Below are 25,227 nucleotides of genomic sequence, written 5' to 3'. Positions count from 1 at the left end.
ATGGCTGGGGCCTCTGGGGCCCTGGTAAACACAGGCATTTACTCAGGGCCTACTTCTGTTACACAACCTACGTACAGCCGTGCGTCCGCCGCTGGCTGCTCCGCACAACCTCGTGACACGCCCTCCGTAGCTTCTTACCTGTACCGCACAGCAGGGACGGCGGTCGGCAATGGGGACGGAACGGAGGCGGTTTGATATGGCGCACGGCGAGGTGCTCGAGTTCGAAGAGTACGTCCGCACTCGGCAGGATGCCCTGCTGCGCAGTGCCCGGCGCCTGGTCCCGGACCCCGTGGACGCCCAGGACCTGCTGCAGACCGCTCTCGTGCGGACGTACGGCCGCTGGGACGGCATAGCCGACAAGCGGCTCGCGGACGCCTACCTGCGCCGCGTCATGATCAACACCCGTACGGAGTGGTGGCGCGCCCGCAAGCTCGAAGAGGTGCCCACCGAGCAGCTGCCCGACGCGAGCGTGGAAGACTCCACCGAGCAGCACGCGGACCGCGCGCTGCTGATGGACATCATGAAGGTGCTCGCACCCAAGCAGCGCAGCGTGGTCGTGCTGCGACACTGGGAGCAGATGTCCACGGAGGAGACGGCCGCCGCCCTCGGCATGTCGGCCGGAACGGTCAAGAGCACGCTGCACCGGGCGCTCGCCCGGCTCCGTCAGGAGCTGGAGAGCCGTGACCTGGACGCGCGCGCGCTCGAACGTGAGGAGCGGGAGAGTTGCGCGGCCTAGGCCCCCGGGTCAGACACAGCGTGCAGGCGGTGAGCACGGCGACGGCCGGGTTCGCCGCCCTCGGCCTTTTGCTCACCGCCTGTTCGACGGGCGGATCCGGTGCGCGCGACGAGGGCCCGGCCCGCAGCGAGCCCGTCGTCTCCACCGCCCCGTCCCCCTCGCCCTCGGCGCCCGCGCCCGCGAAGAAGATCGACGCGGTGCGGCTCGTCAAGGAGGACCCCAAGGTCAGCCCGTCGATCAAGCGGGACCTGAAGCCGTGCGTGGGCAAGGCGTACCCGGTCGACGTGTCGTACGGGAACCTGACCGGAGGATCCGCGTCGGATGTTGTCGTGAACGTGCTGACCTGCGGCGATGCCGTGGGGATCGGCAGTTACGTCTATCGCGCCCAGGGCGATAAGTACGAGAATGTCTTCCAGGCCGAGGAGCCCGCCTCCGTCTACGCCGAGATCGACCGGGGCGACCTGGTCGTGACGAAGCAGTTGTACGAGTCGGGCGACTCGGTGGCCTATCCCTCCGGCGAGGAAGTGATCACGTACCGCTGGTCGGCGAACCGTTTCACGGAGTCGGGGCGTACGCGCAACGACTTCGGAAACGCGGTGGGCGACGGGCCGACCGAGCCGTCCGTCGACTGACGCACCCGTAACGACCGTTCATGACGCACTCGCCGCACCCGCCGCGCCCGACGCACCCGACGCACCCGACGCACCGAGAAGGACTGAGACACCCGATGGCAGAGCAGACCCACGTCCTGTTCGTCGAGGACGACGACGTCATCCGTGAGGCCACCCAGCTCGCCCTGGAGCGCGACGGTTTCGCCGTGACCGCCATGCCGGACGGCCTCGCGGGCCTGGAGGCGTTCCGCGCCGACCAGCCGGACATCGCCCTGCTCGACGTGATGGTGCCCGGCATGGACGGCGTCTCGCTGTGCCGCCGCATCCGCGAGGAGTCGACCGTCCCGGTCATCATGCTGTCGGCCCGCGCCGACTCCATCGACGTCGTGCTCGGCCTGGAGGCGGGCGCCGACGACTACGTGACGAAGCCGTTCGACGGTGCCGTCCTGGTCGCCCGCATACGCGCCGTCCTGCGCCGCTTCGGGCACGCCAGCGGGCCCGGTTCGGCGGGGTCGGGCCAGGAGCACGGCGGGGCCGAGGACGGCGGGGTGCTGACCTTCGGCGACCTGGAGATCGACACGGTCGGTATGGAGGTCCACCGGGGCGGGGCGCCGGTGGCGCTGACACCGACCGAGATGCGGCTGCTGCTCGAATTCTCGTCCGCGCCCGGCACGGTCCTCTCCCGCGACAAGCTTCTGGAGCGGGTGTGGGACTACGGCTGGGGCGGCGACACGCGCGTCGTCGACGTCCACGTGCAGCGGCTGCGCACGAAGGTGGGCCAGGACCGCATCGAAACGGTCCGCGGCTTCGGTTACAAGCTCAAGGCATGAGGGGACCGCGCATATGAACGGGGGGCGCAGGGCGATCGGCCGCGTCCGCGAGGTGTTCCGCTCCGGGGGGCGGCTGCGCGGTCGCGGCGTACCGCTGCGCACCGGTGTGCGTTGGAAGATCGCGGCCGCGATCGCCCTGGTCGGCGCGCTCGTCGCGATCGCCCTGAGCCTGGTCGTGCACAACGCCGCGCGCGTCTCGATGCTGGACAACGCGCGCGACGTGCAGGACGAGCGCATCCAGTTCGCGCTGCGCCTGTATTCCTCCGCGTCCCAGCGCCAGACGCTGCAGTTCGGCACGAAGGTCGACGACCCCGAGCTGCCGCAGGAGCTGCGGCAGAAGGTCCTCACCGGCCGCCGCGCCACGTACGTCGAGCAGAAGCCGGACGGCGTGCCCGACATCTGGGCCGCCGTGCCGCTCGCGGACGGCCACGTCCTGTCGCTGCACTCCCGCTTCACCGACCGCAGCGCCACCGTGATGAAGGACCTCGACCAGGCCCTGGTCATCGGTTCGATCGCGGTCGTCTTCGGCGGCTGCGCCCTCGGCGTGCTGATCGGCGGGCAGCTGTCACGGCGCCTGCGCAAGGCGGCGACGGCGGCGAGCGAGGTGGCGCAGGGCCAGACGGACGTGAGCGTGCGCGAGGCGATCGGCGGTGTCGTGAAGGACGAGACCGACGACGTGGCGAGCGCCGTGGACGCCATGGCCGACGCGCTCAAGCAGCGCCTGGAGGCCGAGCGGCGCGTCACCGCGGACATCGCGCACGAGCTGCGCACCCCGGTGACCGGGCTGCTCACGGCCGCCGAGCTGCTTCCGCCCGGCCGGCCGACCGAGCTGGTCAGGGACCGCGCGCAGGCCATGCGCACGCTCGTCGAGGACGTGCTCGAAGTGGCGCGTCTGGACTCCGCCGCCGAGCGCGCGGAGCTGCAGGACATCACGCTGGGCGAGTTCGTGTCGCGGCGCATGGCCGTCCTGTCCACGGACGTGACGGTGACGGTGGTGCACGAGTCGGAGGTCACCACCGACCCGCGCCGCCTGGAGCGCATCCTCGGCAACCTCGTCGCCAACGCGAGCAAGCACGGCAAGCCGCCCATCGAGGTCAGCGTCGAGGGCCGCGTGGTCCGGGTGCGCGACCACGGCCCCGGCTTCCCCGAAGCGCTCCTGGACGAGGGCCCGAGCCGGTTCCGCACGGGCAGCGCCGACCGCGCGGGCCACGGCCACGGCCTGGGTCTGACGATCGCGGCGGGCCAGGCGCGGGTGCTGGGGGCGCGGCTCACCTTCCGCAACGTACGCCCCGCGGGCGCGGCCCCCGAGGTGCCGTCCGAGGGTGCGGTCGCGGTCCTCTGGTTGCCGGAGCACGCGCCCACGAACACGGGCAGCTACCCGGTGCTGAAGCTCCCCGACAACCTCTGAGGACGCACGTACACGTACGACGGCCCCCGGCGCGCGATGCGTCGGGGGCCGTCGTCCGCCGGGGCGGGGGTGGGATCAGACCGGCTCCGCGACCGTCGTCTGTCCGGCCGCCCGCGCGGAGTCCCCGTCCGCGTTCCCGGCAGGCTTGTCCGAGTCTCCGGCAGGCTTGTCGGCGGGGCCCGAGCCGCGCAGCGGGACCTCCTTCACGAAGAACGAGGCGATGAGGGCCACGACGCTGATGGCGGCGCCGAGCAGGAAGGCCGAGTGCGTACCGGCCGACACCGCGTGCTGGTAGGCGTCCCGGATGGCCGCCGGCAGCATCTTCAGGTGCTCGGCGTCGAGCTGCGCGGACGTCTCGGTGACCTTGCCGCCGAGCTTGCCCGCACGCTCGGCCATCACGTCGTGGACGCGGTTGTTGAAGAGCGCGCCCATGATCGCGACGCCGAAGGAGGAGCCGAGCGTACGGAAGAGCGTGGCCGAGGACGACGCGACGCCCATGTCCTTCATCTCGACGCTGTTCTGCGCGACGAGCATCGTGATCTGCATCAGGAAGCCCATGCCGGCGCCGAGCACCGCCATGTACAGGCCCGAGGTGAGGCGGGAGGTGCCGGTGTCCATCTGGGCGAGCAGATAGAAGCCGGTGACCATCAGGACCGTGCCCGCGATCGGGAAGAGGCGGTACTTGCCGGTCGAGGTGGTGACGCGGCCCGCGACCATCGAGACGGCCATCATCGAGAGCAGCATCGGCAGGAGCAGCAGACCGGAGTTGGTCGCGGACGCGCCCTGCACCGACTGCTGGAAGAGCGGCAGGAACAGCATCGCGCCGAACATCACGAAGCCGGTGATGAAGCCGATCACGGCCATCAGCGTGAAGTTGAGGTTCTGGAAGATGTGCAGCGGCAGAATCGGTTCGGCGGCCTTCTTCTGCACGAAGAGGAAGCCGATGAGCGAGGCGACGCCGATGCCGATGAGCTCCATGATCACGGCCGAGCCCCACGCGTACTCCGAACCGCCCCACGTGGTGACGAGCACGAGCGCGCTGATGCCCACGGTGAGCAGGGCCGCGCCGAGGTAGTCGATGCGTCCCTGCGCCTTCTTCTTGGGCAGGTGCAGGACGGAGGTCACCATGGCGAGGGCGACGGCGCCCAGCGGCAGGTTGATGTAGAAGGCCCAGCGCCAGCCGAAGTGGTCGGTGATGGAGCCGCCGACCAGCGGGCCGCCGATCATCGCGACCGCCATGACGCCGGTCATCATGCCCATGTACTTGCCGCGGTCCCGCGGCGGCACCAGGTCACCGATGATCGCCATGACGCCGACCATCAGACCGCCCGCGCCGAGCCCCTGGATGCCCCGGAAGCCGATGAGCTGGCCCATGCTCTGCGCCATGCCGCTCAGCGCGGAGCCGGCGAGGAAGATGACGATGGCGGTGAGGAAGGAGCCCTTCCGCCCGTACATGTCGCCGAGCTTGCCCCAGATGGGGGTGGAGGCGGCGGTCGCGAGCGTGTAGGCGGTCACGACCCACGAGAGGTGTTCCATGCCGCCGAGGTCGCCGACGATCGTCGGCATCGCGGGGCCCACGATCATGTTGTCGAGCATCGCGAGCAGCATCGTGATCATCAGGGCCATCAGCACGACGCGCACGCTGCGCGGCTGTGGCTCCGCCTTCTCCAGGACGGCCCCGGTCGGTTTCTCCGGCATGTTTCCCCACTCCCCGTACGATGCCGGGGCCCCGATACTTACTTGCCGCCCGGCTAGTTGATTACACTGGGGAAGGTAGACCCGTAACTAGCCGGGCGTCAAGTAAGTTTCTTTGAAGTTCAGTGGAGCCAGTTCAGTGGAGCCGAGGAGCACCCCGATGGGCACGGGCACAGGCACGAGCAAGCAGCACCGCCGCGGGAACACGCGCCAGCGCATCCAGGACGTGGCTCTCGAACTCTTCGCCGAGCAGGGGTACGAGAAGACGTCGCTGCGCGAGATCTCCGAGCGCCTCGAGGTCACGAAGGCGGCGCTCTACTACCACTTCAAGACCAAGGAAGACATCCTGACCAGCATCTTCGATGACCACACCAGGCCCATCGACGAGCTGATCGCCTGGGGTCACGAGCAGCTGCGGCCGATCCCCCTTGAGACCAAACAGAAGACCCTCACCCGGTACAGCGAGATCCTCATCAAGGCCGCGCCGCTCTTCCGCTTCATGCAGGAGAACCAGGCGACGGTCCGCGACCTGAAGATCGGCGAGAGCTTCAAGGACCGCATGCTCGGGATCTACGAGATCCTCAAGGAGCCGCAGGCACCGATGTCCGACCAGGTGCGCTGCTTCAGCGCGCTCTTCACCATGCACGGCGGGATGTTCGTGCTCAAGGACGTCGAAGGCGACCCCGAGGAGAAGCGCAAGGCCATCCTGGAGGTCGCCATCGATCTGGTGACGCGGGCGCACACGGGCGCCTGAGCGGTCCCGGTGGACCCGGGTGTCAGACCTTCACGCCCACCGACGCGAGGAACTTGACCGGGTCCACGGCCGTGCCGTAGTTCGGCGTCGTACGGATCTCGAAGTGCAGGTGCGGACCGCTGGAGTTGCCGGTGTTGCCGGAGAGAGCGATGCGCTGGCCGGTGCCCACGGCCTGGCCCACCCGGACGTCGACCTGCGAGAGGTGCGCGTACTGGGAGTACGTGCCGTTGCTGTGCTTGATCACGACGGCGTTGCCGTACGCGGGGCCGTCACCGGCGCCGTTCGGGCCGGCCTTGACGACGGTGCCGCCGTGCACGGCGCCGACCGCGGTGCCGACCGGCACGGCGAAGTCCTGGCCGGAGTGCTTGTGCGACCACATGGTGCCGCCGAGGCCGAAGCTCGCGGAGAGCGTGTAGTTCTTGACCGGGTCGACCCAGGCGGCGACCTTCGCGGCGGCGGCCTTCTTGACGTCCGCGGCCTTCTTCGCCTGGGCGGCGGCCTGGGCCTGGACGGAGTTCACGGCGACGCCGGGCAGGGCGCCACCGCTCTTGGTGTCACCGGCGGCGACCGAGACCCCGGCGCCGAGGGCCGTCGACATCCCGACGCCCGCGACGACGAAGGCCACGCGGGTACGGAAGAACGACGGGCCGGGACGGTGGGACTTGGTGCGCTTCGACATGGGGATGTCCTCCGGGGTGTGACGACCGCGGTGCCGTGACGGCTGCGATGACGTGACGACTGCGATGACGACTGCGGCGACGCCTGACGCGTACGACCGAGGGGGGCATGAACGGACCCGGCAGGCGGGGCGGGCGAATCGATCACCCGCTGACCACGCATCGCCGGGTCGGCCATCCCTTGGTAACCCCCACCCGCCCCGGGGCCCAAACCCCCCATCTACTAACGAAAGCCGTAGCGCGAGGCAGGGATTTAGACCGCTTGACACCTCGAAATCCGGACAATTACCCCACGGCCTGGTAACAGAATTTCATCCGGATCCGTACGTTTAACCGCACGTCGCAGCCGCTCTTGACCCGCGTCCGCGGCCGGACCCCGCCTGTGGGGCCCGGACGCGTCCAAGGTCCCGGAGGTTGCGGGCCGAAGGTCCCGGGCGGGCGTACCGGCATATCCACTATTCCGCGTAGTACCGGTCAAATCGCCTGTGCGGCATGTCACCGGTCCTCTAGATCCACCCCGCGGCGAATGTGACCCGGACTACGCTCCCGCCCATGGATCCCGCGGTCATCGGCACACGCCTGGCGTCGAGTGCCGTCGCCCCTCTGATCAAGCGTCTGTTCGTACGGGAGGGCCCCGGCGCGGGCCTGGTGGAGAAGCCGGTACGGCTCTCCTCCCTGGTGTCGTTCAGGGGTGAGCAGCGCACGCTGGGCGGCCGGGACGTGCGGCGCCTCGCGGAGCGGCTCGTGGCGGCCTCCCTCGCCTCCCCCGGCGAGCGCCCCTTCCCGCCGGACGAGACCGAGGCGGTCATCGACGCCCTGACCCGGGCGCTCCTGTCGCTCGGCGACCTCGACATGAACGACGTGCAGGCGGTCCGGCTCGGCCACGAGAAGCTGGCCCGGAAGCTTGTTCGCGCGGCCCCGGACTCGCGGCTCTCCGCGGACGCCGCCCGCTACCTCGACTCGGTCACCGAGTGGGCGTGCCTGCACATCCTGCAGTTCTTCACCCAGCGCTCCACGTTCGTCGCGGCGACGCTGGTCGCGCAGAGCCGGGGGCAGGACGAGCTGATCGCGAAGGTCGACGCGTTGATCGCCCGCACCCCGGTCGCCGGTGGTTCGGAGGACGTCGCCTTCGAGCGGCGCTATCTGGCGTACGTGGCGAAGAAGCACTCCAAGCTGACGATCTTCGGCATCGATCTGACGGGCTCGCCGGGGAAGTGGCCGCTGGACGCGGCGTATATGTCGCTGGAGGCGGTGGATCCGGCGCACACGCAGACGTTCCGCCATCTGACGCAAGCGGAGCGTCGCTTTCTGGAAACGGGGCACGACGCGGAAGAGCTGGGGATCGCCGAGCACGCGCCGCCGCTCCCCGCGGACCAGGCCCTCGCCACGCACGACCGCGTCCTCCTCCGGGGCGAGGCGGGTTCCGGCAAGACCACGCTCGTGCAGTGGCTTGCGGTGAGCGCGACGCGGAGGGACGTGGCGGGCCCGACCCCGTCTTCGACACACCCGTCCATGGCGTACCTCGACGACCGCGTCCCCTACGTACTCCCCCTGCGCACCCTCACCCGCCACGGCGAGCGCCTGCCCGCCCCCGCGGACTTCCTGGCCGCCGTCGGCTGCCCGCTCGCGGGGACCCAGCCGAAGGGCTGGGAGGCGCGTGTCCTGTCGGCCGGCCGCGCCCTCGTCCTCATCGACGGCATCGACGAGATCCCGGACGCCGAACGCGACCGGACCCGGGCCTGGCTGAGCGACCTCATCGACACGTTCCCGGGCAACCGCTGGCTGGTGACGTCCCGCCCGTCGGCCGTACGCGTGGACTGGCTCACCGAGGAGGGCTTCACGGAGCTGACACTCTCCGCGATGCGGGAGGAGGAGGTGGCGGCGTTCATCGAGCGCTGGCACGCGGCTGCGGCCACGGGGGTCCAGGAGGAGGACGCGGAACTCGTCGCGTACGAGAGTCAGCTCGTGGAGGCGGTGCGGTCGAAGCCGGATCTGGGCCGCCTCGCCACGAATCCGCTCATGTGCGGCCTGATCTGTGCCCTGCACAGGGACCGGCGTGGCTTCCTGCCGCTGGGCCGCAAGGATCTGTACACGGCGGCTCTGTCCATGCTGCTGGTCCGCCGGGACCGGGAGCGCCACATGGCGGTCCCGGAGCTGCGCGAGGAGCCGCAGCTCCAGCTGCTCCAGCGGCTGGCGTACTGGCTGATCCGCAACGGCCGTACGGTGATGGACCGTTCGCGCGCCGAGTCCATCATCGCGGACGCGCTGCCCGCGGTTCCGGAGCTGGCCCTCCTCGGTGACGCGCAAACCGTCTACACCCACTTCCTGCACCGCAGCGGCCTCCTGCGCGAACCCGGACCCGGCACGGTCGACTTCGTCCACCGCACATTCCAGGACTTCCTGGGGGCGCGGGCGGCGGTCGACGAGGGCGACTTCGGCGTACTCGCCGGGCATGCGGCGGACGACCAGTGGGAGGACGTCATCCGCATGGCCGTGGCGCAGGCGCGGCCGCGTGAACGTGCGGAGATCCTGGGCGACCTGCTCGCGCACGGGGACCGCCACCCGGAGGAGCAGGCCCGCAAGCGGATCCACTTGTTGGCAGCCGCCTGCCTGGAACACGCGGCGGAGTTGGCGCCCGCGGTGCGGGAGGAGGTGGAGCGGCGGACGGCGGCGCTGATTCCGCCGCGCGACGTGGCGGACGCGAAGGCGCTGGCGAAGGTCGGGCCGATGGTGCTCGACCTGCTGCCGGGGCCGGACGGCCTGACCGACGAGGAGGCCACGCACGTGACGATCACCGGGACGCGCGTGGACTCCGACGCGGCGATCCCCTTCCTCGCCCGGTTCGCCCGGCACCGGAGTATCGGGGTCCGCAGTCAGCTGATGTGGGGGTGGCAACGGTACGACCGCCGTGCGTACGCGGAGCAGATCATCACCCAACTCGACGGCACCGGAATCCACTTCACCCTGCGCACCGACGAACAGGTCGCCGAGCTGGACCGGCTGGGCCTGCGTCCGCGAAAACTGGACATCAGGCCGGGCGTCACCCCTGCGGTGGCCTCCCGCTTCATAGCGGCCTGTGAGCCAACCTTCCTGCTGCTCAACAGGTTCCCGCCGACCTTGCTGACGCCGGAGGCGCTGCGTGCCCTCGGCCACCTCGACGGGCTCAGCGTCGTCGGCGCGCTGGAGCCGTGGAGCCTGGCACCGTTCCCCGCCGAGGCCCCCTTGCGGTTCCTCGGCCTCGTGGAATCCCGGGCCTCCCTCACCGACCTGCACCTCGCGACCCGGTGGCCGACGCTGGAGCGGGTGACGTTCGACGACGACGATGTGCTGTCCGCGACGGACTGGGAGGTGTTCGCCGCCCTGCCGGGCCCCCTGGCCCTGCACCTGCCGGCGAACGCCCTCACGCTCGCCCCGCCGGACCTGACGGTGCCCGGCCTGGTCGACCTCCAGCTCCGCCCCGATCCGTCCTGGACGGCGGCGGTCGCACGCCTGCGTGCGCTGGCGCCGGAGCTGAAGCGGCTGTTCCTGCAGAACCGCCCCGAGGGCAACCCGGACCGGAACACCCCCATCGACGTCTCCGCCCTGGCCCACCACCCGAGCCTGACGGAGCTGACGGTCCCCGCGGCGGCGGTAGGCGTGGACGACCTCCCCGCCCACATCGACGTACATGTCTACGGCTCACTCACCGATTGAGCTGAAACCACACGCCTTTGCCCGCGCTCACGGGCGTCACCCCGCACACGTCCGACAGCGCGGTCACGAGGAAGAGCCCCCGACCGCCCTCTTCCTCCGCGTCGGGCCTGCGGGGCGTGGGCAGTTGGTCGCCGTCGTCGTACACGGCGATGCGTACGTGGGTGGTGGCGACGGCGGCTCTCAGGTGGACGTCGCTCTTCGTGTGCTGGTGCACGTTGGTCACGAGTTCTGAGGTGCAGAGGGCGGCGGTGTCCCCGAGGTGGCCGAGGCCGAGGGTTTCCAAGGTGCGCTGGACGAAGTCACGGCAGATCTTGGCGGAGTGGGCGTTGCCGGGGGTGAACAGGGTGTAGGTGTCTTGTCTGTCCGACGTGAGGTCATGCGGGGGTACGCCCATGAGACGCCTCCATGGCGTTGGGGTCGCTGTTTCGCCTGGTGGATGACCGACCCCACGTGGCCCTTGCGGGCGGGCAGGGCGGGGGAATGCGTCGACAGCGATGCTTCCGACGTGAGCGTCGCCTCACTCAACGTAGGGAGTGGGTGCCACTAGTGCAACCTTCTTGCCTGAATCGGTGGAACCTTCACCCTTGAGGCGTCAAACTGAGCCCGAACTCCCGGGAGGTCCACCCTTGGCACTGCGGCAGCACATCACCGAGCGCCAGCGACGACTCGGCGTCGAGCTCCGAAAGTTGCGCGAGAACGCGGGGCTCAACCTCATCGAGGCGGCCGCGTTGATCGGCGTGGGACGACCCCACATGACGCACATCGAGGCGGCCAGAACCGGCATCTCAACGGAACGCATCCACACCCTTGCAACCCGGTACGGGTGCACTAGTGGTACCTACATCGACGAACTGGTGCGCCTGTCGGAAAGCAACGGCAAGGGGTGGTGGTCCGAGTACCGCAAGGAGCTGCCCCAGCAGCTGCTCGATCTTGCCGAGTTGGAGGACCGGGCGACCAGCATCGCGAGTTACGAGACGCTGCTCATCCCCGGCCTGCTCCAGACCGAGTCGTACATGCGCACGCTCTTCCAGAACGCTCGGCCCAGCGCCAGGCCCGCCGAGATCGACACGTTGGTGCGCTTCCGCCTCGCGCGCCAGCGCATCCTCACCGGCGAACACCCGCCCCACCTCCACGCCGTCATCCACGAGGCGGCCCTACGCATGGTCGTCGGCAACCCTCAGGTCATGCGCAACCAACTGGCGCACCTGATCCGTAGCTCCAACAACCCCCACGTCACCATCCAGGTCCTATCGTTCGACCAGGGGACACAGGCCTGGCGCAGCGCCCCGTTCCTCCTCCTCTCCCCGGGAGTGCCGGGACTGGAAACCGTCTTCGTCGAGCACCCCGCCGCCGGCATGACCCTGCACGACAGTGAAGCGATCTCCCAGTACCGAGCGACCATCGCCGCTCTGGGCGCCAGCGCACTGGCGCCCATCGTGAACGAGAGCACACCGGACCGCCTCGAAGACCGAGACTCCCTGGGTCTCGTCCAGCACATCCACTACGCCCACAGCGGAGCCCGACGATGACTGAACTCATCTGGCAGAAGTCTTCCTTCAGCGACGGGGCAGGCGTCAATTGCCTCTACGTCGCGGCGAGCCACAATGCCGAAACAGTCCACCTCCGGGAGAGCGACGCCCCCGCCACAACCCTCACCACCCACCCCGCTACGTTCGCCGCACTCATACGAACCCTCACCACCACTTCTCGCCCCCTCCAGGGAGCCCCGAAATGAGCACTCTCACCTGGCAGAAGTCCTCCTTCAGCGAGGGAGCAGGCGCCAACTGCGTCTACCTCGCCGCCGCCCCCGACGGCACTGTCCACCTCCACGAAAGCGACCACCCCGCCACGATCCTGACCACCACCCCAGTAGCTCTGGCCAACCTCATGCGCACACTCACCGCCCGCACAACCACGGCAACCGGCACCGACCGACCGCGGTGACCGGCATGAGTACGCCGACTGGCAGAAGTCCTCCTTCAGCGGCGACCAAGCGAACTGCGTCTACGTGGCAGCGCACCCCACCGGCCGGATCCACCTCCAAGAGAGCGACGCCCCCACCACCACACTCACCACAAGCCCCACCGCCTTCGCCGCCCTCATACGCACCCTCACCTCGCCCGACCACACGTTCGGGTGACGTGACATCATTCCCGCCCCGGACAAGGCGCCCTACGCGATCGTCGGCGCCATGAGCAAGAACACCGAGGCCAGAACAGCGATCCCCGTGGCCGGGACCAATTGCGCAACAGGCCGTTGCACAATTGCCCTGGTGACACATCACCGTCCTTGCATGAGCTGATTCCCCACCGAAGAGGACCTGTCCCGGGTCGTCCAGGAAGCCATCGACGGCATCGAGCAGGCGGAGGCCGGCCGTCTCGGTGACTCCTAAACCCCTGTCTGGATAGGCCCGTTGACCTAACCTCGACCCATGGTCGACCCCAGCGCACTCGGCGCCCGGCTCGCGTCCAGCGCGGTCGCGCCTCTCGTGAAGAAGCTCTTCGTGAAGGACCAGCCGGGCGCCGCGCTGGTCACCAAGCCGGTGCGGATCTCCGGGCTCGTCTCGTTCAAGGGCGAGAAGCGGGACGTCACCCCGAAGGACGTCGAGAAGATCGCCGACGAACTCGTCCGCAGGGCGCTCAAGGCCGCCGGACCCGGCGAACTCCCCGTCGACGCCACCGAAGCCGTCGCGGTCAGGTCCGCCCTCGCCCACGCACTCAGCGCACTCGGCACCCTCACCATCGAGGACTACGAAGCCGTCGCCCTCGGCCCCGACGAGTTCGCGCGGACCCTGCGCTCGCAGTCGGCCGTGGCCGTCGCGACCTTCGCGCTCAGCCGCGACGCCGAACTGTTCCTCGACCGGCTGCTGCACACCGCGTCCCTGCACATCCTGAACTTCTTCACGCAGCGCTCCACGTACATAGCCCGGCAGCAGACACACCAGAGCCAACAGCTCGCACAGCTGGTCAAAGCCGTCGACGTACTCCTCGAACGGCTCCCGTCACAGTCGGCCGAGGACGCCGCGTTCGAAGCGCAGTACGCGTCGTACATCGCCTCGCACCACGGCACCCTCACCATCTACGGCCTCGACGTCTACGCCGGCACCAGCGAGTGGCCCCTCGACACGGCCTACCTCAGCCTGGAGGCGACCAGGGACCGCCCCGGCGAGGGCGCCACGCAGGTCGCCGCCGAACAAGTCCTCGCCCAGCACGACCACGTGCTGCTGCGCGGAGTCGCCGGATCCGGCAAGACGACGCTCGTGCAGTGGCTCGCCGTGACGGCGGCCGACCGGACGTACGAACACGGGCTGACCCACCTCATCGGGCGCGTGCCGTTCGTGCTGCCGATGCGGCGGATCGTACGGCCGGGCTCGGAGCTCCCCATTCCGGCCGACTTCCTGTCCGCTGTCGGATGCCTGGTCGCCGGAGGGCAGCCGCCCGGGTGGGTGGACCGCGTACTGCGGGCGGGGCGCGGTGTCCTCCTCGTGGACGGGCTCGACGAGATCTCCGAGGACCGGCGCGAGTCGGCGAAACGGTGGCTGCGCGATCTGACGCGGACCTTCCCCGGCAACCTGTGGCTCATCACCACCCGCCCCTCCGCCGTCCCGGACCGCTGGCTGGACACCACCGGCTTCGCCGAGCTCACGCTGTCGCCGATGACCCGCGACGACGTCGAGACGTTCGTACGTCGCTGGCACCGTGCGGCAGGCGCCGATGAGGTCATCGGGACTGCTCTCCTGGAGGCCGTGCGGGGCGCCTCCGAGCTGAACCGGCTCGCCACCAACCCGCTGATGTGCGGCATGCTCTGCGCCCTCCACCGCGAGCGGCGCGGGTTCCTGCCGCAGGACAGGAAGTCCCTGTACGAGGCCGCCCTGACGATGCTGCTCGAACGCAGGGACGTCGAGCGGGACGTCAGGGCCACGACACGGCTGCCGTTCGCCACGCAGGTGCAGCTCCTGCAGAAGCTCGCCTGGTGGCTGATCCGCAACAGCCGCGCGGAGATGGACCGTTCGGAGGCAGTACACATCCTCGGGGAGGCCGCCCCCGCGATGAACCTCGACGGCAGCGGCGAGGAGGTGTACGGCTGGCTGCTGCTGCGGTCGGGGCTGCTGCGAGAACCGGCTGACGGACGCGTGCACTTCCTGCACCGCACGTTCCAGGACTACTTGGGCGCCCGTCTGGCCGTACAGGAGCTGGACTTCGACCTGCTCCTGAACAACGCGGACCGGACGGAGTGGGAGGACGTCATCCTGCTCGCGGTCGCGCACGCGCGGCCCAGGGAGGCCGAGCGGATGCTTCAGCGGTTGGTGGGGAGCGGGACGGCGCGGGGGAAGCTGCTCGCGGCGGCTGCGGCCTCGTACGCGGCGGAGCTGGCGCCGGCGGTGCGGCAGGGCGTGGAGGAGGGCGTACGGTCGCTGATTCCGCCGCGGACGAGGCAGGACGCGTACGCGCTGGCGGAGGCGGGCGGCGATCTGGTGCTTTCGCTGTTGCCCGGCCCCGAGGAAGTCCGCGACGAGCTCGCATACCTGGTGCCGCTGGTGGCCGCCACGATCGGCAGCACTCCGGCGCTGCATTTCCTGAGCCGCTTTCGCGACCATCACGATCCGCAGGTCCAGCTGGTTCTGGCCTCGTCCTGGCCGGCTTTCGACCGCCACCTCTATCTGCGGGAGATCATCGCGCACCTGTCTCTCAGCCCCCCGGTCTTCGTACACGGACGGGAGGACCTTCTCGCCCTGCGCTCCATCGGCGGCTGGCCGGACATCCATGTCGTCGGCGCCTACCGCGTAGAGGACCTCACTGAACTCATCGTGCCCGAACAGCTCCTCTGTCTATCGCTGGACGCACCCCACCCCGTCGAAGGGTTCGCCTGGCTCTCGGCCTTCCCACGCCTCACGGACCTGCTCGTGGCCACAGCAGTGGATGCGGACACAGCCCGACAGGTCCCGTCCGGCGTACGTCTCAACAGCCCGCCCGCAACGGCCACTTGACCTACCCTTCATAACCATGGAGCCCGTAGTACGCACCCCTTCGGCCCGCACCATGCCCCTCGTACAACGGTTCTTCCGCACCCCCTCCCGACCCCCCACCACCCCCGACCTGATCGCCGCCCTCACCACCTGGCGCGGTCCCGACGCCACCACCGACCCGGACCACGTCCACCGCACCGCCGCCGACTTCATCCAGCTCGCCGCCGAACGGCACACCGCACCAACGACCGAACTGCCCGCCGTCGCAGACGTGCTGACCCGCACCCTCCTGGCCATCGGCGAGCTCGACCTCACCGACGCCGACGCCGTGCGCCTCGGCCCGCAGGACTACGCGCGGCGGCTGCGCGGCGCCGTGCAGGGTGCGGACCGCGGGCTGAGCCCCGACGCCGCCTGGTTCCACGACGAACTGCTCGTCGCCGTCTGTCTGCACGTACTGCACCACTTCGTGCGCCGCTCCCCGTACATCCAGCGCCACATGCCCGAGCGCGCCAGCCGCGTCCGGCAGCTCGTCGATCTCAACGACGCCGAGGTGGCGGCCGCCGCCCGGCGCAACGAACCGTCCCGCGAAGACGCCGAGTTCGAAGTCGCGTACGCGCAAGAAGTCGTGCGGCAGCACGGGTGGCTGACCATCGTGGGCGTCGACTTCGCCAATGCGCCCGACCGGTGGCCCCTGGAGGACACGTATCTCAGCCTCCAGGCGGAGGAGAGCAGCGGCGGGCCCGCCACGGACGCCGTCGGCGGGCAGCAGCGCACCGTGCTGCTCGCCGACCGGGCCCTGGAAGGGCACGAGCGGGTGCTGCTGCGCGGTGTCGCGGGCTCCGGGAAGACGACGCTCGTGCAGTGGCTGGCCGTGGACGCGGCCCGGGACGGCGCCCGCGTGCCGTTCGTCCTGCCCGTACGCCGCTTCGCGCGGGAGGGCTTTCCCGCACCCGATGACTTCCTGCACGCCATCCGCCATCCCCTGGCCGACCAGGCGCCCGAAGGGTGGGTCGTACGGACCCTTCTCGCCGGCCGCGCCCTGCTCCTCGTCGACGGGATCGACGAGGCGCCCGAGGAGACCCGCGGCGCCCTGCGCGACCAGCTCCGGCGGCTCCTGCGCATCTTCTCCGGCACCGCCTGCCTGGTCACCTCGCGGCCCTCCGCCGTCGAGGACGGCTGGCTCTCGCAGGAACGCCTCGCCGAGGAGGGGTTCACGGAGCTGTCGCTCGCCCCCATGTCCCGTGATCAGGTCACCCACTTCATCCGCGACTGGCACACCGCGGCCATGGGCGACGAGCAGTGCAGGGAGCAGCGGGACCGGGACGCCCTCAAGGAGTACGAGCAGCGGCTGCTGCACTCCGTACGCATCTATCGCGAGCTGCGGCGGCTCGCCACCAACCCCCTGATGTGCGGCCTCATATGCGCCCTCAACCGGGATCGCTCCGGTTCTCTGCCCAAAGGGCGCAAGGAGCTCTACGACGCCGCCCTGGAGATGCTGCTCCAGCGCCGCGACCCCGAAAGGGACGTGCTGTACGCCGATGACGTACGGCTCCAGCAGGGCGCCCGGGAGCTGCTTCTGCGCAAGCTCGCCCACGCCATGCTCGACGAGGGACTGTCGGAGCTGCCCCGGCACCGCGTCATCGACGTCCTGAACGGCGCCCTGCCCGCCATCCCGTCCGCCCGTACCGCGGGCGACGGCGAGAAGATCTTCCGGCATCTGCTGCACCGCACCGGGTTGCTGCGCGAGCAGGCGGGCGTCTCCGTCGACTTCATCCACCGCACGTTCCAGGACTATCTGGCCGCTAAGGAGATCGTGGCGCGCGGCCGCCTCAACACCCTCGTCGACCACGCCCACCAGCCGGAGTGGGAGGAGGTCATCCGGATGTCCGCCGCCCACGCTCGTCCTGACGAGTGCGCGGCCTTCCTGGAGCGCCTGCTCGCCGCCGCCCCCGGCCTGCGCAGGCCGCACGTCAACCACCGGCGGCTGATGGCCGCGGCCTGCCTGGAACACGTCAGCGAGCTCGACCCGGCCGTCCAGGAACTCGTCCACCGCCGCACGAAGAACCTGCTGCGGCCCACGACCGAACAGGGTGCCCGCAGCCTCGGCTGGGTCGGACCCATCGTCCTGGAGCAGCTGCCCGACCCCGAGCAGGTGCCCGGCGACCAGCAGGCGCTGCTCCTCGCCATCACGGCGACCCGCGTCCAGGAGGACGCGGCGATCGACTACCTCTCCCGGCTGCGCGGCCGCTCCTCCCTCGCCATCCGCACCGAGCTGGCCCGCCCCTGGCGGCACTTCGACACCGAGCGGTACGCGCGGGAGATCATCGCCCACCTCGATCCGGCGGGCCTGTACTTCCCGGTGTCCGACGCGGCCGAGCTGGCCGCCCTGCGCGGTCTCGGCGGACGGCCCCGCATCCAGGTGGCCGGCGTCATGCGCACCGACGAACTCCTCGCGGGCCTCCTCCCCGAGCGGCTCACCCACCTGTGGATCAACGCGGAGCTGCCCGACCCGGACATGGCGTGGCTGGCCCGCTTCCCCGGCCTGCGCGTCCTGCGCGTCAACCCGCGCCTGCCGCGCGTACGGAACGTACCGGAGGGCGTGACGATCACGGCGTAAGAGCCTGTGTCATAACCCCGCACGCGGAGAAAGGGCTGCCCCGGAACCGTACTCAGACGGTCCGGGGCAGCCCTTCACACAATCAGCTCAGCGCGAGCGTCACGCGTCCTTGCTCAGGTTCGGGCCCGCGCCGCCACCGGCGGCCGACTCGATCGGCGGCACGTCGGGCAGCGCCGCCTTCTCCTCGCCGCGGAAGGTGAACGTGGCGGTCTCGCCCTCGCCCTCCGTGTCGACGACCACGATGTGGCCGGGACGCAGCTCGCCGAAGAGGATCTTCTCGGAGAGGGTGTCCTCGACCTCGCGCTGGATCGTGCGTCGCAGCGGACGCGCGCCGAGCACCGGGTCGTAGCCCTTCTTCGAGAGGAGCTCCTTCGCGGACTGGGAGAGCTCGATGCCCATGTCCCGGTCCTTCAGGCGCTCGTCCACCTTGGTGATCATCAGGTCGACGATCTGGAGGATGTCGTCCTGGCTGAGCTGCGGGAAGACGACGACGTCGTCCACGCGGTTCAGGAACTCCGGGCGGAAGTGCTGCTTCAGCTCGTCGCTGACCTTGTTCTTCATCCGCTCGTAGTTGGACTTCGTGTCGCCCTGGGCCGCGAAGCCCAGGTTGAAGCCCTTCGAGATGTCACGGGTTCCAAGGTTGGTCGTCATGATGATGACCGTGTTCTTGAAGTCCACGACGCGGCCCTGGGAGTCGGTCAGGCGACCGTCCTCCAGGATCTGCAGGAGCGAGTTGAAGATGTCCGGGTGGGCCTTCTCGACCTCGTCGAACAGGACGACGGAGAACGGCTTGCGGCGGACCTTCTCGGTCAGCTGACCGCCCTCTTCGTAGCCCACGTAGCCGGGGGGCGAACCGAAGAGACGCGAGACCGTGTGCTTCTCGCTGAACTCCGACATGTCGAGGGAGATCAGCGCGTCCTCGTCGCCGAAGAGGAACTCGGCGAGCGCCTTGGACAGCTCGGTCTTACCGACACCGGACGGGCCGGCGAAGATGAACGAGCCACCGGGACGCTTCGGGTCCTTCAGACCCGCACGCGTACGCCGGATCGCCTTCGAGAGCGCCTTGACGGCGTCCTTCTGGCCGATGACGCGCTTGTGGAGCTCGTCCTCCATGCGCAGCAGGCGGGAGGACTCCTCCTCCGTGAGCTTGAAGACCGGAATGCCGGTCGCCGTGGCCAGGACCTCGGCGATCAGCTCGCCGTCGACCTCGGCGACGACGTCCATGTCGCCGGCCTTCCACTCCTTCTCCCGCTTGGCCTTGGCGGCCAGGAGCTGCTTCTCCTTGTCGCGCAGAGAGGCGGCCTTCTCGAAGTCCTGCGAGTCGATCGCGGACTCCTTGTCGCGGCGGACGCCCGCGATCTTCTCGTCGAACTCGCGGAGGTCCGGCGGCGCGGTCATCCGGCGGATGCGCATCCGGGAACCGGCCTCGTCGATCAGGTCGATCGCCTTGTCCGGCAGGAAGCGGTCCGAGATGTACCGGTCGGCCAGCGTGGCGGCCTGGACCAGGGCCTCGTCCGTGATGGAGACGCGGTGGTGCGCCTCGTACCGGTCGCGGAGGCCCTTGAGGATCTCGATGGTGTGCGGCAGCGACGGCTCCGCGACCTGGATGGGCTGGAAGCGGCGCTCCAGCGCGGCGTCCTTCTCCAGGTGCTTGCGGTACTCGTCGAGCGTCGTCGCACCGATGGTCTGCAGCTCACCGCGGGCCAGCATCGGCTTCAGGATGCTGGCGGCGTCGATCGCGCCCTCGGCGGCACCCGCACCCACCAGGGTGTGGAGCTCGTCGATGAACAGGATGATGTCGCCGCGGGTGCGGATCTCCTTGAGGACCTTCTTCAGGCGCTCCTCGAAGTCACCGCGGTAGCGGGAGCCCGCGACCAGCGCGCCGAGGTCCAGGGTGTAGAGGTGCTTGTCCTTGAGGGTCTCGGGCACCTCGCCCTTGACGATGGCCTGGGCAAGGCCCTCGACGACGGCGGTCTTGCCGACGCCGGGCTCACCGATCAGGACCGGGTTGTTCTTCGTACGGCGGGACAGCACCTGCATGACCCGCTCGATCTCCTTCTCGCGCCCGATGACCGGGTCGAGCTTGGACTCACGAGCGGCCTGGGTGAGGTTCCGGCCGAACTGGTCGAGGACCAGGGACGTGGAGGGCGTGCCCTCGGCAGGACCGCCGGCGGTGGCGGTCTCCTTGCCCTGGTAGCCGGAGAGCAGCTGGATGACCTGCTGCCGCACCCGGTTGAGATCGGCGCCCAGCTTGACCAGGACCTGGGCGGCGACGCCCTCGCCCTCACGGATCAGGCCGAGCAGGATGTGCTCCGTGCCGATGTAGTTGTGGCCCAGCTGAAGGGCCTCGCGGAGCGAGAGCTCCAGGACCTTCTTGGCACGGGGGGTGAAGGGAATGTGGCCGGACGGAGCCTGCTGGCCCTGCCCGATGATCTCCTCCACCTGCTGGCGGACCGCCTCGAGCGAAATCCCGAGGCTCTCCAGGGCCTTAGCGGCGACACCCTCGCCCTCGTGGATCAAGCCCAGGAGGATGTGCTCGGTGCCGATGTAGTTGTGGTTGAGCATCCGGGCTTCTTCCTGAGCCAGGACGACAACCCGCCGCGCGCGGTCGGTGAACCTCTCGAACATCGTTAATCGCTCCTCAGAGCGGTCAGGCAGTAAAGGGGTCGGTCCCCTCCCTGTCCTTCCGCAGCTTAGTCCCGCAAGCGGGGACCGCTCATTCCAACTGCCGACACCCGGACCCCAACTCGGAGGATCTCCTGACCCCGAACGCCGACAACTGCTCCAACCCGATGGTGCGAGACGATGTTCCCGCAGGCCAGGCAGTTACCCCCACCAGCACTACGCCGATGGCGAACGTGTGGCGCCCGGGACCGCGTGTCGCCCCTCCCCACTAGGGATGTCTTACCCGTAAGGACTGACACTCCATGCGGCGCGCCCCGGTTCCCTCAGCTACGGGCGAACACCCTTGCGTCGCCGAACACGTCCTTACGCCCTCTTTCCGGGTACGCAGCGCGTTCATGCCGCCACCCTGCGTAACCCGAGCGCCGTCCCGGCTGTTGCTCCGGCATGGCCCTCACAGTTCCTCAGCCCCGGGTACCGGTCGAGCAGAGCGACCCGGTGCGGCAGTGGTACGAGAACGAGCTCGGCTGGGCGACCGCCCCCGGGCCCGGCCCCGCGCGGCTCCTGACGGGGCTGCGCTTCGACGTCCTGGAACTTCCCGCGGAGGCCGGTTTCGCGGTGCTGCGCCACCTCGGGCCGAAGGCACCGGTGGCGCTGCGCGGGGAAACGATGCGCCTCCTGGTGAGCGCGGGCAGCGCGGACGAGCTGCCGGGGCTGCTCGACTGGCTGGAGTGGGGGCACATCCCCCTCGGGCTCACCGCGATCGGGGCGGGCGGGCGGATCGTCGCGCCGACGCCCCCGGGGTGGTCCGGCTCGCGGGGGGCCGCCGTCTGGCTGCGACCCCCGGAGCCCGGCTGTGAGGTGGAGCCGACGCTGCCGGCGCTCCCGTCCCTGCCCGGGGTGGGGGGAGGAGGGACTGCGCAGCACAGCGATCCCGCCGTGGGCTCCGGTCTCGTACGACTCGTGGACACGGCGGCGACGCAGTGCCACCGGGTCCGGCTGCGGCGTCGCAGCCGTCAGCCGTTGGCCTTCTCGTAGGCCTCACGAATGGACGCGGGAACGCGGCCGCGGTCGTTGACCTCGAAACCGTTCTCCTTCGCCCAGGCGCGAATGGCGGCCGTGTCCTGGCCACCGCTCGTCGCGGCGGCGCGCGCCTTGCCGCGACCGCCCGCGCGGCCACCGGTACGCCGGCCGGCCTTCACGAAGTCCTCAAGGGCACCGCGGAGCTTGTCCGCGTTGGCCGTGGTGAGGTCGATCTCGTACGACTTGCCGTCCAGCGCAAACGTCACGGTCTCGTCTGCCTCGCCACCGTCGAGGTCATCGACAAGAAGGACCTGAACCTTCTGTGCCACCGGATTTCCTTTCATCGATAACTGTGAGACCGGGCCGCAAGCCGCACGACACGCGCCGTCGATTCACCGGCCCCTGTTATATGCAGTACTGCAGTACGTCGGAAAGCAAACCGCTTTTGCTGGAAAAACACAAACCCCTGGGAGAGACCGGGTACCCCTAGAACCCTGGAAACGTGCGCGTTTCGGACATAGCCCACCTGGGCAGGGGACGGTCGGGAATACCGGGTGACGATCACAGATGCAGAAGCATCCGGCTGTTGCCCAAGGTGTTCGGTTTCACTCGTTCGAGGCCCAGGAACTCGGCGACGCCCTCGTCATAGGAACGCAGGAGCTCGCTGTAGACATCTCCGTCGACCGGAGTCTCGCCGATCTCCACGAAGCCGTGCTTCGCGAAGAAGTCGACTTCGAAGGTGAGACAGAAAACCTTGCGGACGCCGAGCCACCCGGCGGTCTGCAGCAACTTGCCCAACAGCTGATGCCCCACTCCGGCGCCCCTGACCTCGGGATTCACCGCGAGAGTGCGCACTTCGGCGAGGTCTTCCCACATGACGTGCAGAGCGCCGCAGCCGACCAACTCCGCGTTGTCGTCGCGTTCCGCCACCCAGAACTCCTGGATGTCCTCGTAAAGCGTCACCGTCGCTTTGTCCAGGAGGATCCGCTCGCGGACGTAGGAGTCGAGGAGGCGGCGGACGCCCGGCACATCGGAGGTTCGCGCCCTCCGGACGGAGACTGCTTTTGCGCTGAGTTCGCTGAGTTCGTTGCGTTCGGGGACCTCTGCTGGCATGAAGCGGACGCTATCGCTCTGCATCGCGCTCGACGGAGGCGGGGTTCTCGGGGGGTCGGGTGACTTCGGGGGGTTGGACGACTTCGGAGCGTTGCGCGACTTCGGGGCGTTGTGCGGGTTCGGAGCGTTGCGCGACTTCGGGGCCTTGGACGATACGCATCGCGTCGCTCAGCGCTTCCCGCTGTTCCGCCGACATCATGCCGAAGAAGGCGACGAGTGCGGCGGCGGGGTTGTCGCTCCGCGACCAGGCTTCGTTCATCAGTGCGGCTGCGTAGGCGGCACGAGTGGAGACCGCCTCATATCGATAGGCGCGGCCTTCCGCTTCGCGGCGCACCCAGCCCTTCTGATGGAGATTGTCCAAAACGGTCATCACGGTGGTGTACGCGATGGACCGTTCCTCCTGAAGGTCTTCCAGGACTTCTCGAACGGTCACGGGGCGGTTCCACTTCCACACCCGCGTCATGACTGAGTCTTCGAGTTCTCCCAATGGACGAGGCACAGCAGAACAATAGTGGGAGACGTCACTATTGGCGTGATGCGTGAGGGACGTGGCGTACGCCCAATTTCTGGAACTTCCGCAACAAAAAGGGCGTACGACTCGAAACGCGCGCGGGTCGTACGCCGGGGGCTGCCGCCGGGATGGGGTGTGGGGTGCTGCCGGGTGCTGCCTTGCGGGGCCGTGCTTGGCCTTGCGAGGCCGTGCGTGCCCGTGCCGGTGGGTCAGGCGCTGCCGGTCTTCGGGGTCTGCCGGACGGCTTCGGCGCGGGAGATCGCGGCGTCCACGGCCGCGTCCTCCTTGGCCTTGTTGGCGCCGCCCTGGGTCTTCACGATCGTCACGATGAGCCCCGTGAAGAACACGGCCATCACTACGGGGGGCACGAGCGCGGAAACGTAGTCCATGCCCTCCAGAGTAGCTAGCCCGCGACGAGCTGGTGCGGCGGGTCCGCGGGCGCGGCGGGCGCGGTGGGCCCTCCGGGTGCTCCGGGTGCCTCGGGCCGCCGTTTGGGCGGGAAGACCTCGGCGGGGGTGGGGACGGGGCGGGGTGGGGCGGGGGCGTGGGCGGGGCGCTCGGCGGGCTGCCGGGGTCCGGGGGCGGCGGCGACTTCGGTCCCCGCCCCGCCGGGGAGGGCGAGAAGGCGGGTGCGGGAGGCCGGGATGGGGAGGGGGGCCGGGGTGGCGGGGGCGGTCACGGGGACGGCTCGGCCCGCGAGGCGGGCGCGGACGGCTCGCTCGGCGATGACGCGGCTGCGGTCGAGCAGTGCGGCCGCGGTGGGGTTGCCGCGGAGGGCGCGCAGGGCGGCGAGGTCGTCAGGGGTCGGCTGGTAGCCGCCGCCCAGGACGTCGTCGAGGAGGGCGAGGTAGCCGGCGGCGGTGCCGGGCAGGGCGGCACGGTAGCGGGCGAGGTCGGCCACGAGAAAGGCGCGCAGCCTGGCGCCCTCGCGCACGGCTTCGTCGACCGATTCGGCGAGCCGGAGGCAGTCCTGGACGTCCTCGTCGCGGACGGGGCTGGGGTGCAGGGCGAGGCCCAGGGCGCGACGGAGCACTCGCAGCTCTTCCGCGCTGAAGGCCATGCCGCCCCGGGATCCGTATGGCGTGGGCATGGACTGACGATACGCGCCAATCGGACAAAATCCGCTTAACGCCAATTCGGGCGGGTCGCCTTGGGCGGGGTTCGCTTCGGGTCCGTCTGTGGGTGCGGGGCCGCGGGGGTATGTGCGTACTCGCCATCCCTACGCCCCGCCCGACATTCCCGACCGCCATGGCTGGCTCGGTGCTCCGTGCGCACATACCCCCACGTCCCCTCCGCGTCTCGTACGCGCCTGCGGTCCGGTAGGGGCGGGGGGCAACGACCACCGGGCCCACCGGATGCTGAGGCTCCGCACCCACCCTGCCGGTGGGCCACGACAGACACCCAACCCACCCCACGCCAGTGGGTACTGCGCCCCCACCCACCCCCACCCCCTGCCCCACCCGAGTGAGCACAGCTCCCCACCCACCCACCCGCCCCTACCCCCGCCGGACGTCGCGGGGCAAACGGGCGGGTGGGTGGGGAACATCCGCCGCGAAGCGGCGGGGGCGGTGCTCCTACCCGCACGGGGCGTCGCGGGGTGAACGGGTGGGTGGGTGGGAGTTATCCGCCGCGGAGCGGCGGGGCTGGGGCTCCTGCCCGAGCAGGGCGCCCCGCCCGGGAGGGTTAGTCCGCGCGGCGGCGGGCCAGGGCGTAGGCGACCGCGCCGATGCCGAGCGCGGCGACCGCCACGACGGCGAGCCAGGGGAGAACCCCCGCACCGGCCCCCGCGAGGGGGGACGGGGAGGGCGACGCCGCGTACGCCACCGGCGCGGAGCCGACAAGCACCGCCCCCAGCGCCACAACGCCCATCCACAGTCGTTTCACGTGCCTCATCCGCTCCAGCCCGCCCCACACCCACTCAAGTCCCCGTCCAGCGCAGACTCTTGCAGAAGCGGAGGCGTAGTGCACACA

22 protein-coding genes and 1 pseudogene are annotated in these 25,227 nt (G+C 69.8%); 13 read left to right on the top strand and 10 right to left on the bottom strand.

Features of this window, described 5'->3' with window-relative positions:
* The first annotated feature begins 196 nt into the window (after positions 1-196).
* The 4 genes from DEJ49_RS20625 to cseC all read left to right on the top strand — a co-directional run bounded on the left by DEJ49_RS20625 (position 197) and on the right by cseC (position 3,585).
* Positions 197-736 carry a SigE family RNA polymerase sigma factor gene (locus tag DEJ49_RS20625; RefSeq protein ID WP_055567865.1) on the top strand — a complete coding sequence of 180 codons (540 nt, stop codon included), beginning with the start codon at positions 197-199 and terminating at the stop codon, positions 734-736.
* A gap of 29 nt (positions 737-765) precedes the next feature.
* Positions 766-1,368, top strand: coding sequence for a hypothetical protein (locus tag DEJ49_RS20620; protein WP_223832920.1), 603 nt, complete (start codon positions 766-768; stop codon positions 1,366-1,368).
* A gap of 95 nt (positions 1,369-1,463) precedes the next feature.
* Complete coding sequence (cseB, locus tag DEJ49_RS20615; RefSeq protein WP_150185487.1) at positions 1,464-2,177, top strand: two-component system response regulator CseB; 714 nt, start codon at positions 1,464-1,466, stop codon at positions 2,175-2,177.
* Positions 2,178-2,190: 13 nt separating this feature from the next.
* Positions 2,191-3,585, top strand: a complete 1,395-nt coding sequence (gene cseC, locus DEJ49_RS20610) for a two-component system sensor histidine kinase CseC (RefSeq protein WP_150185486.1) — start codon at positions 2,191-2,193, stop codon at positions 3,583-3,585.
* Between the two features lie 75 nt (positions 3,586-3,660).
* Here the strand turns inward: cseC and DEJ49_RS20605 are convergent, their stop codons facing one another.
* On the bottom strand, positions 3,661-5,283 hold the full coding sequence (locus DEJ49_RS20605) for an MDR family MFS transporter (RefSeq protein ID WP_150185485.1): 1,623 nt from the start codon (positions 5,281-5,283) through the stop codon (positions 3,661-3,663).
* A gap of 157 nt (positions 5,284-5,440) precedes the next feature.
* Between DEJ49_RS20605 and DEJ49_RS20600 the strand changes: the two genes are divergently transcribed.
* On the top strand, positions 5,441-6,034 hold the full coding sequence (locus DEJ49_RS20600) for a TetR/AcrR family transcriptional regulator (RefSeq protein WP_150185484.1): 594 nt from the start codon (positions 5,441-5,443) through the stop codon (positions 6,032-6,034).
* Positions 6,035-6,056: 22 nt separating this feature from the next.
* Here DEJ49_RS20600 and DEJ49_RS20595 read toward each other — a convergent pair whose 3' ends face one another.
* Positions 6,057-6,713, bottom strand: coding sequence for a M23 family metallopeptidase (locus tag DEJ49_RS20595; RefSeq protein ID WP_150185483.1), 657 nt, complete (start codon positions 6,711-6,713; stop codon positions 6,057-6,059).
* 550 nt (positions 6,714-7,263) lie between these two features.
* Between DEJ49_RS20595 and DEJ49_RS20590 the strand changes: the two genes are divergently transcribed.
* The gene (locus tag DEJ49_RS20590) at positions 7,264-10,404 is read left to right on the top strand and encodes an NACHT domain-containing protein (protein WP_150185482.1); all 3,141 of its coding nucleotides are present in this window, start codon (positions 7,264-7,266) and stop codon (positions 10,402-10,404) included.
* Here DEJ49_RS20590 and DEJ49_RS20585 read toward each other — a convergent pair.
* Positions 10,394-10,798, bottom strand: coding sequence for an ATP-binding protein (locus DEJ49_RS20585; protein ID WP_150185481.1), 405 nt, complete (start codon positions 10,796-10,798; stop codon positions 10,394-10,396). The two genes, DEJ49_RS20590 and DEJ49_RS20585, sit on opposite strands and share 11 nt — an antisense overlap.
* Before the next feature lie 232 nt (positions 10,799-11,030).
* Here DEJ49_RS20585 and DEJ49_RS20580 point away from each other — a divergent pair, with 232 nt between their 5' ends.
* The 6 genes and pseudogenes from DEJ49_RS20580 to DEJ49_RS20555 all read left to right on the top strand — a co-directional run bounded on the left by DEJ49_RS20580 (position 11,031) and on the right by DEJ49_RS20555 (position 17,987).
* Positions 11,031-11,933, top strand: coding sequence for a helix-turn-helix domain-containing protein (locus DEJ49_RS20580; RefSeq protein WP_150185480.1), 903 nt, complete (start codon positions 11,031-11,033; stop codon positions 11,931-11,933).
* A complete protein-coding gene (locus DEJ49_RS20575; protein ID WP_150185479.1) occupies positions 11,930-12,139 on the top strand; it encodes a DUF397 domain-containing protein in 210 nt (69 codons plus the stop codon). The genes DEJ49_RS20580 and DEJ49_RS20575 overlap by 4 nt, the downstream gene beginning before the upstream one ends.
* Positions 12,136-12,348 carry a DUF397 domain-containing protein gene (locus DEJ49_RS20570; protein WP_150185478.1) on the top strand — a complete coding sequence of 71 codons (213 nt, stop codon included), beginning with the start codon at positions 12,136-12,138 and terminating at the stop codon, positions 12,346-12,348. The genes DEJ49_RS20575 and DEJ49_RS20570 overlap by 4 nt, the downstream gene beginning before the upstream one ends.
* Positions 12,349-12,373: 25 nt before the next feature.
* Positions 12,374-12,544: pseudogene (locus tag DEJ49_RS20565) on the top strand (DUF397 domain-containing protein); the annotation flags it as partial.
* A gap of 291 nt (positions 12,545-12,835) precedes the next feature.
* On the top strand, positions 12,836-15,391 hold the full coding sequence (locus DEJ49_RS20560) for an NACHT domain-containing protein (RefSeq protein WP_150185477.1): 2,556 nt from the start codon (positions 12,836-12,838) through the stop codon (positions 15,389-15,391).
* Positions 15,392-15,407: 16 nt separating this feature from the next.
* Entirely contained in the window at positions 15,408-17,987 is a 2,580-nt protein-coding gene (locus DEJ49_RS20555; protein WP_150185476.1) for an NACHT domain-containing protein, read from the top strand.
* 99 nt (positions 17,988-18,086) lie between these two features.
* On the opposite strand, the gene DEJ49_RS20550 is transcribed toward DEJ49_RS20555, so the two are convergent.
* Positions 18,087-20,615, bottom strand: coding sequence for an ATP-dependent Clp protease ATP-binding subunit (locus tag DEJ49_RS20550; RefSeq protein ID WP_150185475.1), 2,529 nt, complete (start codon positions 20,613-20,615; stop codon positions 18,087-18,089).
* A gap of 441 nt (positions 20,616-21,056) precedes the next feature.
* On the opposite strand from DEJ49_RS20550, the gene DEJ49_RS20540 reads away from it, so the two are divergent.
* Entirely contained in the window at positions 21,057-21,647 is a 591-nt protein-coding gene (locus DEJ49_RS20540) for an SCO3374 family protein (protein WP_150185474.1), read from the top strand.
* Here the strand turns inward: DEJ49_RS20540 and DEJ49_RS20535 are convergent.
* From DEJ49_RS20535 to DEJ49_RS20510, 6 genes are all read right to left on the bottom strand, one after another.
* The gene (locus DEJ49_RS20535; protein ID WP_150170631.1) at positions 21,626-21,961 is read right to left on the bottom strand and encodes a histone-like nucleoid-structuring protein Lsr2; all 336 of its coding nucleotides are present in this window, start codon (positions 21,959-21,961) and stop codon (positions 21,626-21,628) included. The genes DEJ49_RS20540 and DEJ49_RS20535 overlap by 22 nt on opposite strands.
* A 232-nt stretch (positions 21,962-22,193) precedes the next feature.
* Entirely contained in the window at positions 22,194-22,745 is a 552-nt protein-coding gene (locus DEJ49_RS20530; protein WP_150185473.1) for an amino-acid N-acetyltransferase, read from the bottom strand.
* A gap of 10 nt (positions 22,746-22,755) precedes the next feature.
* Positions 22,756-23,244 (bottom strand): BlaI/MecI/CopY family transcriptional regulator, encoded by a 489-nt coding sequence (locus DEJ49_RS20525; protein ID WP_223832918.1) that lies wholly within the window; start codon positions 23,242-23,244, stop codon positions 22,756-22,758.
* 221 nt (positions 23,245-23,465) lie between these two features.
* Positions 23,466-23,645, bottom strand: a complete 180-nt coding sequence (locus tag DEJ49_RS20520) for a hypothetical protein (RefSeq protein ID WP_150170627.1) — start codon at positions 23,643-23,645, stop codon at positions 23,466-23,468.
* A 14-nt stretch (positions 23,646-23,659) separates the two neighbouring features.
* Entirely contained in the window at positions 23,660-24,316 is a 657-nt protein-coding gene (locus DEJ49_RS20515) for a hypothetical protein (RefSeq protein ID WP_150188355.1), read from the bottom strand.
* A 623-nt stretch (positions 24,317-24,939) separates the two neighbouring features.
* On the bottom strand, positions 24,940-25,140 hold the full coding sequence (locus DEJ49_RS20510; protein WP_150185471.1) for a hypothetical protein: 201 nt from the start codon (positions 25,138-25,140) through the stop codon (positions 24,940-24,942).
* Positions 25,141-25,227: the final 87 nt, after the last annotated feature.

The organism is Streptomyces venezuelae (assembly GCF_008642335.1).
Taxonomy (GTDB): domain Bacteria; phylum Actinomycetota; class Actinomycetes; order Streptomycetales; family Streptomycetaceae; genus Streptomyces; species Streptomyces venezuelae_F.
This window is presented reverse-complemented; position numbering and strand designations above follow the sequence as displayed.

Bases quoted from the DNA above. Each gene is read 5' to 3' on its own strand.
- DEJ49_RS20625 (WP_055567865.1), top strand. From the start codon at position 197: ATGGCGCACGGCGAGGTGCTCGAGTTCGAAGAGTACGTCCGCACTCGG.
- cseB (WP_150185487.1), top strand. From the start codon at position 1,464: ATGGCAGAGCAGACCCACGTCCTGTTCGTCGAGGACGACGACGTCATC.
- cseC (WP_150185486.1), top strand. From the start codon at position 2,191: ATGAACGGGGGGCGCAGGGCGATCGGCCGCGTCCGCGAGGTGTTCCGC.
- DEJ49_RS20605 (WP_150185485.1), bottom strand. From the start codon at position 5,283: ATGCCGGAGAAACCGACCGGGGCCGTCCTGGAGAAGGCGGAGCCACAG.
- DEJ49_RS20600 (WP_150185484.1), top strand. From the start codon at position 5,441: ATGGGCACGGGCACAGGCACGAGCAAGCAGCACCGCCGCGGGAACACG.
- DEJ49_RS20595 (WP_150185483.1), bottom strand. From the start codon at position 6,713: ATGTCGAAGCGCACCAAGTCCCACCGTCCCGGCCCGTCGTTCTTCCGT.
- DEJ49_RS20590 (WP_150185482.1), top strand. From the start codon at position 7,264: ATGGATCCCGCGGTCATCGGCACACGCCTGGCGTCGAGTGCCGTCGCC.
- DEJ49_RS20585 (WP_150185481.1), bottom strand. From the start codon at position 10,798: ATGGGCGTACCCCCGCATGACCTCACGTCGGACAGACAAGACACCTAC.
- DEJ49_RS20575 (WP_150185479.1), top strand. From the start codon at position 11,930: ATGACTGAACTCATCTGGCAGAAGTCTTCCTTCAGCGACGGGGCAGGC.
- DEJ49_RS20570 (WP_150185478.1), top strand. From the start codon at position 12,136: ATGAGCACTCTCACCTGGCAGAAGTCCTCCTTCAGCGAGGGAGCAGGC.
- DEJ49_RS20560 (WP_150185477.1), top strand. From the start codon at position 12,836: ATGGTCGACCCCAGCGCACTCGGCGCCCGGCTCGCGTCCAGCGCGGTC.
- DEJ49_RS20555 (WP_150185476.1), top strand. From the start codon at position 15,408: ATGGAGCCCGTAGTACGCACCCCTTCGGCCCGCACCATGCCCCTCGTA.
- DEJ49_RS20550 (WP_150185475.1), bottom strand. From the start codon at position 20,615: ATGTTCGAGAGGTTCACCGACCGCGCGCGGCGGGTTGTCGTCCTGGCT.
- DEJ49_RS20540 (WP_150185474.1), top strand. From the start codon at position 21,057: ATGGCCCTCACAGTTCCTCAGCCCCGGGTACCGGTCGAGCAGAGCGAC.
- DEJ49_RS20530 (WP_150185473.1), bottom strand. From the start codon at position 22,745: ATGCCAGCAGAGGTCCCCGAACGCAACGAACTCAGCGAACTCAGCGCA.
- DEJ49_RS20520 (WP_150170627.1), bottom strand. From the start codon at position 23,645: ATGGACTACGTTTCCGCGCTCGTGCCCCCCGTAGTGATGGCCGTGTTC.
- DEJ49_RS20515 (WP_150188355.1), bottom strand. From the start codon at position 24,316: ATGGCCTTCAGCGCGGAAGAGCTGCGAGTGCTCCGTCGCGCCCTGGGC.